At 64.5% G+C, this 11121-nt stretch carries 10 protein-coding genes; 3 read left to right on the top strand and 7 right to left on the bottom strand.

Translation table 11 applies throughout. The annotated features are described in order from the left end of the window. Positions 1–1477 (top strand): sulfotransferase (locus H926_RS0109910; RefSeq protein ID WP_022676159.1); only part of this gene is annotated, 1477 nt, incomplete at its 5' end. A 21-nt stretch (positions 1478–1498) separates the two neighbouring features. Here the strand turns inward: H926_RS0109910 and H926_RS0109905 are convergent. Next, positions 1499–1939 (bottom strand): organic hydroperoxide resistance protein, encoded by a 441-nt coding sequence (locus H926_RS0109905; protein WP_022676158.1) that lies wholly within the window; start codon positions 1937–1939, stop codon positions 1499–1501. Between the two features lie 196 nt (positions 1940–2135). On the opposite strand from H926_RS0109905, the gene H926_RS0109900 reads away from it, so the two are divergent. Next, complete coding sequence (locus H926_RS0109900; RefSeq protein ID WP_051146317.1) at positions 2136–2603, top strand: MarR family winged helix-turn-helix transcriptional regulator; 468 nt, start codon at positions 2136–2138, stop codon at positions 2601–2603. A 66-nt stretch (positions 2604–2669) separates the two neighbouring features. Here the strand turns inward: H926_RS0109900 and H926_RS0109895 are convergent, their stop codons facing one another. Continuing rightward, positions 2670–4094, bottom strand: a complete 1425-nt coding sequence (locus tag H926_RS0109895; RefSeq protein ID WP_022676156.1) for an aldehyde dehydrogenase family protein — start codon at positions 4092–4094, stop codon at positions 2670–2672. Between the two features lie 150 nt (positions 4095–4244). Beyond that, a complete protein-coding gene (locus H926_RS32430) occupies positions 4245–4394 on the bottom strand; it encodes a lmo0937 family membrane protein (RefSeq protein WP_022676155.1) in 150 nt (49 codons plus the stop codon). A 199-nt stretch (positions 4395–4593) separates the two neighbouring features. Here H926_RS32430 and H926_RS26675 point away from each other — a divergent pair, with 199 nt between their 5' ends. Then, positions 4594–6885 (top strand): bifunctional diguanylate cyclase/phosphodiesterase, encoded by a 2292-nt coding sequence (locus H926_RS26675; protein ID WP_051146316.1) that lies wholly within the window; start codon positions 4594–4596, stop codon positions 6883–6885. Positions 6886–7169: 284 nt separating this feature from the next. On the opposite strand, the gene H926_RS0109880 is transcribed toward H926_RS26675, so the two are convergent. The 4 genes from H926_RS0109880 to map form a co-directional block, all read right to left on the bottom strand. Then, the gene (locus H926_RS0109880; protein WP_022676153.1) at positions 7170–7688 is read right to left on the bottom strand and encodes a CHAP domain-containing protein; all 519 of its coding nucleotides are present in this window, start codon (positions 7686–7688) and stop codon (positions 7170–7172) included. 205 nt (positions 7689–7893) lie between these two features. After that, complete coding sequence (gene glnA / locus H926_RS0109875) at positions 7894–9303, bottom strand: type I glutamate--ammonia ligase (protein WP_022676152.1); 1410 nt, start codon at positions 9301–9303, stop codon at positions 7894–7896. Between the two features lie 160 nt (positions 9304–9463). Next, a complete protein-coding gene (locus H926_RS0109870; RefSeq protein ID WP_022676151.1) occupies positions 9464–9802 on the bottom strand; it encodes a P-II family nitrogen regulator in 339 nt (112 codons plus the stop codon). A gap of 292 nt (positions 9803–10094) precedes the next feature. Beyond that, the gene (map, locus tag H926_RS0109865; protein ID WP_022676150.1) at positions 10095–10925 is read right to left on the bottom strand and encodes a type I methionyl aminopeptidase; all 831 of its coding nucleotides are present in this window, start codon (positions 10923–10925) and stop codon (positions 10095–10097) included. Between the last annotated feature and the right edge of the window lie 196 nt (positions 10926–11121).

Raw genomic sequence — 11121 nt, 5'->3', positions numbered from 1 at the left:
GGCGGCGCTGCCGCTGCTGCGTGCCGCCGTGGCGCGCGCGCCGGCGTTCGTGGCGGCACGCGAATTGCTGGTGCGCATCCTGGCGATGGGGCCCGATGTGGCCGAGGCGCTGGACCATGCCAGCCGCCTGGTGGCCGATGATCCCGAGCATGGCGGCCATGCCATGCTCAAGGCCTCGTTGCTGGTGCGCATCGGTGACCAGGAGGGCGCGCGCGATCTTTACCGGGCGATCCTGGCGCGCGATCCGGGGCGGCCACGGGTGTGGCTCAATCTCGGCCACGTGGAAAAGACCATCGGCAACCAGGCCGCCGCGATCGAGGCCTATCGCCGCGCCGCTGCGCTCGATCCGGCAACGGGAGAGGCGTGGTGGAGCCTGGCCAACCTCAAGACCGTGCGACTGGAACAGGCCGATATCGCCGCGATGCGCGCGGCCCTGCCTCACGATGCTGTGGGGGACGAGCGTGCCGAAGACGTGGCGCAGATGCACTTTGCCCTGGGCAAGGCCTTTGAAGACCTGAGTCGCGACGAGCCCGCCGCTGCCGAAAGCGCCTTTGCCCACTATGCGCGCGGCAATGCCTTGCGCCGCAGTGTGCTGGATTATGATCCGGCGCGCACCGCCGCCGCGGTCGATCGCCATGCCGCCCTGTTCACGCCTGCGTTTCTGGCAGAGCGGGCCGGCTGGGGCTGCCCGGCCGCCGATCCGATCTTCGTGGTGGGCCTGCCGCGCAGCGGATCGACGCTGGTGGAGCAGATCCTGGCCAGCCATTCGCAGATCGAGGGCACGATGGAGCTGCCCGACATGATGCTGATTGCCGATCGCCTGCAATCACGGGTGGATGCCAATGACGGCGAAGGGGGCGAGTTTGCCGACATGGCGGCGCTGCTCGCCGCGCTGGGACCGGACGATTGCCGCCAGATGGGCGAGGAATATATCGAGCGCACGCGCATCCACCGCAAGACCGATCGTCCCTACTTCGTCGACAAGATGCCCAACAATTGGCAGCATGTGGGGCTGATCCGCCTGATCCTGCCCAATGCGACGGTGATCGATGCGCGGCGCCATCCGCTCGGCTGCTGCTTTTCCGGATGGAAGCAGTATTTCGCCCGCGGCCAGGTGTTCAGCTATGACCTGAGCGAGATCGGGCACTACTATGCCGCCTATGTGCGGCAGATGACCGCGTTCGATCGCGCGATACCCGGCGCGGTGCACCGTGTGATTTATGAGGCAATGGTGGCCGATACGCCGGGCCAGGTGCGCGCGCTGCTGGGCGCCGTGGGGGTGCCGTTCGAAGAGGGCTGCCTGGCGTTCTGGCAAAACCGCCGCGCGGTGCGTACCGCCAGTTCTGAGCAGGTGCGCCAGCCGATCTATACCGATGCGGTGGAGCACTGGAAGCGGTTCGAGCCCTGGCTCGATCCGCTGCGCGCGGCGCTTGGCCCGGTGCTCGACAGCTATCCCGACGTGCCGGCGGGGTGGTGACCCCGCCGGCCTTCGCCGTCATCAGGCGACGCTGAGCGTCACATCGATGTTGCCGCGCGTGGCGTGGCTGTAGGGGCAGATTTCGTCAGCCTTGGCCACCAGCGCTTCGGCTGCGGCACGATCGACACCGGGCAGATGCACGGTCAGGGCCACAGTCAGGCCAAAGCCGCCATCGCTGCGCGGGCCGATGCCGACGGCCGAATCCACCGCGATGTCAGCCGGAACGCGGGGCAGGGCCTTGTCCTGGCTGGCAGCGAACTTCATCGCGCCGATAAAGCAGGCGGCATAGCCGGCGGCGAACAGCTGTTCGGGGTTGTTGCCGGCGCCATTGCCACCCAGTTCCTTGGGCGTGGCCAGCGTGATGTCCAGGCCATTGTTCACGCCGTCTTCGGCAATCGTGGCGCGGCCATCGCGGCCACCAGTGGCCTTGGCATGGGCGGTGTAAAGCGGCTTGATCGACATGACAGAGTTCCTTTCGCGGTTTAATATCGAAAACGATTAAATCGTGTGCGATCTAAATAGGTGAGTCGCGCGGAAAGGTCAAGCACTTGCGATTTGATCGCACGCGATTTATCTTGTCGATATGGAACAGACCCCGTCAGACCCGCTCGATACCGCGCTTTCCGGCCCCCAGGCGGCTGCCGAGCTGGCGGCGCAGATGGCGGCCGGCGGACCACCCTTGGCCCCGGGCACGCCGGGCAAGCCCTTTGCCAATATGCTGTGTTTTTCGGTCTATGCGGCGCAGCTGGCGTTCAACCGGCTCTACAAGCAGCTGCTGGCGCCCCACGGGCTGACCTATCTGCAATATCTGGTGCTGGTGGCCCTGGCCCAGGCGGAAGACCGCACCGTGGGCGAACTGGGCGAAGTCCTGTTCCTGGAATCCAACACGCTCACGCCGCTGCTCAAGCGGATGGAGGCTGCCGGGCTGGTGGTGCGCCGGCGTGACGCGGCGGATGAGCGCGTGGTTCGCGTGGCGCTCGCCCCGGCCGGCGCAGAGGTGGTGGCCCAGGTGGAATGCGTGCCGCTCGATGTGCTGTCCGCGCTCGACATGCCCTTGGGCGATTTGCAGCAGATGAAAGCGGCGATCGACCGGCTGGGTAGCGAGCTGCGCAAGTCGACCGCTTGATATCACGTCTGGTTGTCAGCATGGCCAGAGCCGCACGATCACGCGTGGCTCTGGCCGGAATGCAGATCACGCAGGCAAGCCGCTGATCGCTTTCATTTCCATGAAGTCCTTCAGGCCATAGAGCCCGCCTTCACGGCCATTGCCCGATTGCTTGTATCCGCCGAACGGGGCGCCGGGAGTGGGGCCCCAGTTGTTGATCGCCACCATGCCGGCGCGCAGGGCGGGTACCACGTCTGCCGCCTTGGCCGGATCGCCGGTGATGCAGGCCGAAAGGCCATAGCTGGTGTCGTTGGCGATCTCGATCGCCTCGTCCAGGCTGTCATAGGGGATGATCGTGGCCACCGGGCCAAAGATCTCTTCCTTGGCAATGCGCATATCCGGCGTGACATTGGAAAACAGCGTGGGCGCAATGTAATAGCCACGGTTGACCTCGGCCGGCAGGTCAGGGCCGCCGCATTCCAGCGTGGCGCCTTCGTCGATCGCCGACTGGATCAGGTCGCGGATCTTGTCGTGCTGCGCCTTGTTGACCACCGGGCCGAGGTGGCTGCCTTCCTCCAGCGGATTGCCGACCTTGGCGGCGGAATACATTGCCTTGACGAACGCGGCAGCTTCGGTCTGGCGTTCACGCGGGACAAGGATGCGCGTGGGGGAGATGCAGCTTTGCCCCGAATTGACCAGCGGGCCAGACGCGGTCGCCGGCAGCTGGCTGGCAAAATCGGCATCGGGCAGCACGAGGTTGGGCGACTTGCCACCGAGTTCCTGGTGCACGCGCTTGACCGTGTCGGCCGCCGCCTTGGCCACCATGATGCCGGCGCGGGTAGAGCCGGTAAAGCTGACCATGTCGATATCGGGATGGCTGCTGATCGCCGTGCCCACACCGGGGCCATCGCCCTGAACCAGGTTGAACACACCTGCCGGCACGCCGGCGGCGTCCATGATTTCAGCGAGAATGGCGGCGCAGGTGGGGCATTCTTCCGAAGGCTTGAGCACCATGGTGTTGCCGGCGGCCAGAGCGGGCGCCACCTTGAGCGCGATCTGGTTCAGCGGCCAGTTCCACGGGGTGATCAGGCCGACTACGCCGATCGGCTCGTGGGCCACCTTGAAGGCGCCATTGTCTTCCACGAACTGGAAGTTCTTGAGGGCCGCGATGGTCCCGATGAAGCCACCCATGCCGGCACCAACCTGGGCCGTGCTGGCAAAGCTCAACGGCGCGCCCATTTCATCGGCCATGGCGTGGGCCAGATCGGGAATGCGCTTCTTGTATTCCGCAACGACGCGGTCGAGCAGCGCAAGGCGCTCTTCGCGAGTCGTCCGGCTGAAGGTCTTGAAGGCGCGGCGCGCAGCGGCCACGGCAGCGTTAACGTCTGCAGCAGTGCCGAGCGTGATCGCGGCACAGGGTTCTTCCGTCGCCGGGTTGATCACCTCGTGGCGGCGGCCGCCCTGGCTGTTGACCCATTGGCCATCGATATAGTGCTGAAGGCGTTCGCGCATCGCGCTTCTCCAATCAATAAGTTAGGTAAGCTAACTTTTAGGGAGCGTAGGCGGCGATGGCAAGCGGAGGTATTGTGCAGAATGGATAGGGTTTCACGCCGTGCACGACCAAACGGTTGTGCACGGCGTGAAACCAGAAACGCGCGTCCGTTAGACGGTTCGGCGGCCGGTAAACAGCTGCACCAGACCGATGATCAGGGCAAGCACCAGCAGAATGTGGATGACGCCGGCGGTCACCTTGAAGGCGAAGACGCCCAGCGCCCAGAGCACGAGCAGAACGAGAGCGATGGTCAAAAGCATGGCGGGGCTCCTGGAACGGGTGGCGCCCCGCCTGTGGCGGTGGCGCGGATTGGCATCCTTGTGTGGCTGGTAAACGGTGCACCAAAGGGCTGGTTCCCGAATTTGAAAATCGTCGGGAATAGGCGATTCACCGTAGGCTTGGGGCGGGCGCTAACCATTTATTGGTAATATTCCTCCACGCTTCCCAAGTGGTTGGTGCGTGACGCGCCAGATCCACGGGCCGGGGGACACGAGGTTGAGCGAGGAACAGCGCACGGGCTGGATTGTCGGTGCCACGTTCGCGGCACTGCTGGCCCTGTCGGGCGCGCTAATGGCAGCGCTCAATCATTCCATCCATGTGGCCGATGCCTTTACCCGCAAGGATGAGCGCGAGATGGTCGCGCGCTATCTCGATACGCGGGTGCGTACGGTAATCATCGGCCAGACCGGGCAACTGGTGTGGGATGATTCGGTCCAGCATGCCGTGCGGCACACTGATCTGCCATGGATGGACCGCGAACTGGGCGTGTTCCCGTGGACCAACCAGGGCGCCGAAGAGACCATGCTGGTCGAACCCAACGGCACGCTGGTGCGCGGCTGGCGGCATGGCCAGGTGATGCCCGACTATCCCTATGCCAAGGCGCGCTGGCAGGTGGAATCGGTTTTGTCCCAGGCGCGCAGCAACCGCCGCGTCTATGGCCAGGTGGCGCAGTTTCGCCGCGTGGGCGGGGCGCTGTGGCCGTTCGATGCGCGCGGCGCGCCGCTTTCACGGTGGGGGTCGTCGCTGGTTTGGCATGACGGCCGGCTGATGCTGTTGACCGCCGCGGCCATCGTACCCGATCGGAACTATGCCTTGCTCACGACCGAGCCGCGCTATCTCGTTTCGCTGCGCCTGGTCGATGATCGCGTGCTGCACGCGCTGGCGGCCGATCTGCTGCTGCCCGATTTTCACTTCGTGCGCACGCTGCCGCCGCTGAGCACGGTCAATTCCCTGCCGCGCTTCAGCGCCGATGGCACGCGGGTGGGCTTCTTCGTGTGGACGCCGCAATTGCCCGGGCCAGCCATCTGGCGTGGCACGGCGCCGCTGCTCGCCACCTGGATTTTCCTGTTCCTGGCGGTGTTGGCCGGTGGCGTGATGATCGTGCGGCGTATGCGCGCCACCACGCAGCATCTGCAGTTGAGCGAAGCCCAGGCGCAATACAACGCACTGCATGATCCCATGTCTGGCCTGGCCAATCGCCTGCACTTTGCCGAACGCCTGCGCGAGGAACTGGCCGATGCCAACCGCCAGCGTCAGGCGGGCGGCCAGGGCGACGTGTTCGTGGGCTATATCGATCTCGATGCGTTCAAGACCGTGAACGACACGATGGGGCACCATGTGGGCGACGAACTGGTCACCCAGGTGGCGCAGCGCCTGCGCGACGGATTGCTGCAGACTGATCTCATCGCACGGTTTGGCGGCGACGAGTTCGTGGTTCTGCGGCGCACCACCGGCGGGCTGGGTGCGGCCAATGCGCTGGGGCGGCAGATCGTGGGCCTGATGGCCGATCCGTTCATCATCGCCGGGCACAGCCTGGGCGTGACATGCTCATGCGGGATCAGCTGGGGGCCGGGGCAAACCGACGATGCCGCCGAACTGCTGCGCCGTGCCGACATTGCGCTCTATCGGGCCAAGCAGGGCGGCCGCGCGCGCTATCGCTGCTATACCAACGGTATGGACGCCACCGAGCGGCTGGCGCGCGAACTGGAGCTGGAACTGCGCCGCGCCATCGCCAACGACGAACTGGAGGCGCACTTCCAGCCGATCGTCGATCTCGCCACGTGGCAGATCGAAGGGTTCGAGGCGCTGTTGCGCTGGCCGCACCCCGAGCGCGGCGATATCGGGCCGGGCGTGTTCGTGCCGATTGCCGAACAGTCCGGGCTGATGGTGCCGCTGGGCACCTGGATGCTGCGCCGTGTGTTCATGCAGTGCCGGCACTGGCCTGCCGCCGATATCTCGATCAATCTTTCGCCGATCCAGATCATGGCCCAGGGCTTTATCGAAACGATCGCGGCGTTGGTGCAGGAAACCGGCATCTCGCCGCAGCGGGTGATCCTGGAAGTGACCGAGGGCGTGATGCTCGATCGCAGCGACCATGTGGCGCAAACGCTCACGACGCTTCAGGACATGGGCTTCCGCATCGCGCTCGATGATTTCGGCATCGGCTATTCCTCGCTGAGCTACCTGCGCTCGTTCCAGTTCGACCGCATCAAGATCGATCGCTCGTTCGTGCAGAACATCGAAAGCGACCTCGATGCACAATCGATCCTGGGGGCAATCGTCGCGCTGGGGCAGACCCTGCGCATGAAAGTGGTGGCCGAAGGGGTGGAAACCGAGCTGCAACGCCGCCTGGTCCACGCCGCCGGGTGCGAGTTCGTGCAAGGGCACCTGTTCTGGCCCGCGCTGCCGGCCGATCAGGCCTGCGCTCTTTTGGCCCGCAACGCCGCCCAGCACATGCAGCAGGCGATCTGACACCCAGGATCCTCCCTACACCGTGGGGGAGGTGGCGAACCGCAGGTCCGTCGGAGGGGGAGTGCAGACCATGCGCTTTTCTGTGCCAAGGGCCAGTGGCTGGCGGAGAATAGCGTCACCCCGGATCAAGTCCGGGGTGACGAAATTCACATAGGCGCTAGACACTTACAGTCACCCCGGACTTGATCCGGGGTCCCGCTTCCTGATCGCGCCAACCCAAACACCCCGGCCAACAAAAAACCGCCCGAAACGGGCGGCTTTGTTGCTTCGGCGTAGGGTTGGGATCAGCCCTGCGCCTTGTCCACCATGGCCAGTTCGATCGCGGCGGTCTGGGTAACCGGGGCGGCGCTGGCCGGTGCGCCGTGGGGATAGATGAAGCCAAAGGCGGGCGAGGGGCGCATGCCGAGCGATTGGGTCGGGCCGTACCACACGCGCACTTCCGACCAGTCACCAGCGGCCGACACGTCAACCGCCATCACGCCGCGTTCGACCATGCCGGGGCGCGACCAGTTGGCGTGGTTGATCATCACGTGGCGGGCATCGACCACCTTGCTCACCACGGCGACATGGCCATAGGGCATGGAGTGTGAAGCGCGGAACGCGAGGACGGCGCCGGCCTTGGGCTCTTGCCCGCGGGCATAAGTGCCAGCAGCATTGCCCCACCAATCGCGCGCATTGCCCGAAAGCTGCACGTCGGAAACCTGGCGGGCATAGGTCACGCACTGGAGCCGGGCATGGGCCACGTTCGGCAGTGCAGCAAGCGAAGCGAAGGCGGCCAGGGCGGTGAGTGCGGTGCGAAGCATGGCCTGCACCTTAGGGTTTGCGGCGGATTCTGGAACCGGGGGTTCCCACGCTTCACCGCTCGCGCCGGGCCGTTTATCCTGCATTCATCCTGGCTGTGGATAACTTTCGCAATGCAGCATGGCGGACACGAAAAACGCCCGGACCGCTTGGGTCCGGGCGTCTGTCTTTCGTGCCTGCCGCATCGCTGCGGCAAGGCCAGCTCGCTTACGAGCTGTAGTACATGTCGAATTCGACGGCCGAAGGCGTGGTTTCCCAACGGAACACTTCGGGCCACTTGAGTTCGATGTAGCTTTCGATCTGGTCCTTGGTGAACACGCCGCCATCGAGCAGGAAGTCGTGGTCAGCGGCCAGCGAGTCCAGCGCTTCGCGCAGCGAACCGCACACGGTCGGCACGGCGGCGAGTTCGGCCGGCGGCAGATCGTAGAGGTTCTTGTCCATGGCTTCGCCCGGGTGGATCTTGTTCTTGATCCCGTCGAGGCCAGCCATCAGCAGCGCGGCATAGGCGAGGTAGGGGTTGGCCATCGCGTCGGGGAAACGGAATTCCACGCGCTTGGCCTTGGCGCCGGCGCCATAGGGGATGCGGCACGAGGCTGAACGGTTGCGGGCCGAATAGGCCAGCAGCACCGGCGCTTCATAACCCGGCACCAGGCGCTTGTAGCTGTTGGTGGTGGGGTTGGTGAACGCGTTCAGCGCCTTGGCGTGCTTGATCACGCCACCGATGAAGTACAGGCACATGTCCGACAGGCCGGCATAGCCATTGCCAGCGAACAGGGGCTTGCCCGAATCCCAGATCGAGATGTGGGTGTGCATGCCCGAGCCGTTGTCCTTCATGATCGGCTTGGGCATGAACGTGGCCGTCTTGCCATAGGCCTGCGCGACCTGCTGCACGACGTACTTGTAGATCTGCATGCGGTCGGCCGTCTGCACCAGGGTGCCGAAGGTCAGGCCCAGTTCGTGCTGCGCGGCGGCCACTTCGTGGTGGTGCTTGTCGCAGGGCAGGCCCATTTCGAGCATGGTCGAAACCATTTCGCCGCGGATGTCGACGCAGCTGTCGACCGGGGCGACGGGGAAGTAGCCACCCTTGGCACGCGGACGGTGCGCCAGGTTGCCGGCTTCGTAGTCCTTGTTCGAGTTGGTCGGCAGCTCGATGTCGTCGATCTTGAAGCCGTTGCCGTCATAGCCGTCATAGAACTTGACGTCGTCGAACAGGAAGAATTCCGCTTCCGGGCCGACATAGACGGTATCACCGATGCCGGTCGACTTGAGGAACGCTTCGGCGCGCTTGGCGGTCGAACGCGGATCGCGCGAATAGAGTTCGCCGGTCGACGGTTCGACGATGTCGCAGTTGATGATCAGCATCGGCGTGGCCGAGAACGGATCGACATAGACCGAGTCGAGGTCGGGCTTGAGGATCATGTCCGACTCGTTGATGGCCTTCCAGCCTTCGATCGACGAGCCGTCGAACATCAGGCCGTCTTCCAGTTCGTCTTCGCCCAGGACCGACGACACCATGGTGAGGTGCTGCCACTTGCCCTTGGGGTCGGTGAAGCGGAGATCAACCCACTCGATTTCCTCTTCCTTGATACGGGCGAGGATGTCCTTTGCACTTGCCATCGCTGGTCCTTCTGTTTGCCCGCTGGATAAAGACGCGGGCTTCAGGGGTGGTTGGAAAAGGAGGCCGCCCGTCCCAAGGCCACCCCCGCTTCACCCGCCGCACCGCCGGTCTGCCCTCCACCCAGGGTGGAGACCAGGCGCACGCTGCGGCGAAATTCGTTCAGATCGCGTCGTTGTCGCGTTCGCCGGTGCGGATGCGCAGGGCGCTTTCGATGGGGATCACGAAGATCTTGCCATCGCCGATGCGGCCGGTCTGTGCAGCAGCCGCCACGGCTTCCACCACGCGCTCCACCAGGGCGTCGGCCACGACGACCTCGAGCTTCACCTTGGGCAGGAAATCGACGACGTATTCCGCGCCGCGATAGAGCTCGGTATGGCCCTTCTGGCGGCCGAAACCCTTGGCTTCGGTCACGGTGATGCCCGAAACGCCGATTTCGTGCAGCGCTTCCTTCACTTCGTCGAGCTTGAAGGGTTTGATGATCGCTTCGATCTTCTTCACCGGTTCCTGACCCCTGCACCTGATGCCGCGCTGCACCACGCAAGTGTGGGCAGGCGCATGTTCCTCGTGTCCGCAGACCCGATCCTAACAAGAATCGTGCCACTGTTAAGCACAGTGCCCTAGGCCATTGCCGCCCGGTGCGAAAGCGGGAAATTCAGGGGGAAAGAAAGAATGCAACCCAACCCTGTGCAAAATCATGCGGGTTGTTGCGCAGATGCGACGGAAAAATGCTTAAATAAAAGGCAGGGGTTGCCTGTTTTTTGGGCAGCCTCTGCCTGTGCAGCGCAGCGGATCAGGCGGCGTAGGGCGGCTTGTGCAGGCCTTTGGGGCTGGTGGTGAAAATCTCGCAGCCGTCTTCGGTGATGCCGATCGAATGTTCGAACTGAGCAGACAGCGAACGGTCGCGCGTCACGGCCGTCCAGCCATCGTCGAGGATTTTCACGGCGGGCTTGCCCAGATTGATCATCGGCTCGATCGTGAAGAACATGCCGGGCTTGAGCACCGGGCCGGTGCCGGCGCGCGCGGCGTGCACCACTTCGGGCGCATCGTGGAACAGGCGGCCCAGGCCGTGCCCGCAGAAATCGCGCACCACGCCATAGCGCTGCTTTTCGGCATGGGCCTGGATCGCCGCGCCGATATCGCCCAGCCGCGCGCCGGGCTTGGCCTGCTCGATGCCGATCATCAGGCATTCGTACGTCACGTCGACCAGGCGGCGCGCCTTCAACGGCACGTCACCAACCAGATACATCCGGCTGGTATCGCCGTGCCAGCCATCGAGCAGCGGCGTCACGTCGATATTGACGATGTCGCCGTCCTTGAAGGTCTTGTCCGACGGAATGCCGTGGCACACCACATGGTTTATCGAGATGCAGCACGAATGCGCATAGCCGCGATAGCCCAGCGTCGCCGGCACCGCGCCGGCGTCGAGCGTCATCTGCCGCACGACATCGTCGATGGCGGCAGTGGTCACGCCGGGCTGCACCAGCGGCGCCACGGCATCAAGGATTGCGGCCGCCAGGCGCCCGGCCTTGCGCATGCCCTCGAACCCGGCGGGCCCATGGAGCTTGATCGTTCCGTCGCGCAGGACGGTTTCGGTGTCGTCTACGGTCACATATTCGGTCATCGCCACGATATAGCGGGGCGCGCGCGAAATTGCGAGGTTGGATCGTGGGAGAGGGGTAGCGTCGTGGACCTTCCGGCTAGAAGGATATTTTCACACGAAGGCACGAAGCGAAATGCCTGCTTCGTGCCTTCGTGGCTTCGTGTGGGTTTCCAGGAAGGATTGGGTTGCGGTTGCGCGAGATGGTAGGCGTAACACA

Source organism: Novosphingobium sp. B-7 (assembly GCF_000410615.1).
GTDB lineage: Bacteria > Pseudomonadota > Alphaproteobacteria > Sphingomonadales > Sphingomonadaceae > Novosphingobium > Novosphingobium capsulatum.
Note: the sequence above shows the minus strand (reverse complement) of the source record. Positions and strands in the feature narration are given on the sequence as shown.

What these genes read in the sequence shown, in the direction of transcription:
- H926_RS32430 (WP_022676155.1), bottom strand. Translation starts at nt 4,394, where the DNA reads ATGCTTTTGACCATCGCTCTCGTTCTGCTCGTGCTCTGGGCGCTGGGC.
- H926_RS0109900 (WP_051146317.1), top strand. Translation starts at nt 2,136, where the DNA reads ATGGCGGCCGGCGGACCACCCTTGGCCCCGGGCACGCCGGGCAAGCCC.
- map (WP_022676150.1), bottom strand. Translation starts at nt 10,925, where the DNA reads ATGACCGAATATGTGACCGTAGACGACACCGAAACCGTCCTGCGCGAC.
- H926_RS0109895 (WP_022676156.1), bottom strand. Translation starts at nt 4,094, where the DNA reads ATGCGCGAACGCCTTCAGCACTATATCGATGGCCAATGGGTCAACAGC.
- H926_RS0109905 (WP_022676158.1), bottom strand. Translation starts at nt 1,939, where the DNA reads ATGTCGATCAAGCCGCTTTACACCGCCCATGCCAAGGCCACTGGTGGC.
- glnA (WP_022676152.1), bottom strand. Translation starts at nt 9,303, where the DNA reads ATGGCAAGTGCAAAGGACATCCTCGCCCGTATCAAGGAAGAGGAAATC.
- H926_RS0109880 (WP_022676153.1), bottom strand. Translation starts at nt 7,688, where the DNA reads ATGCTTCGCACCGCACTCACCGCCCTGGCCGCCTTCGCTTCGCTTGCT.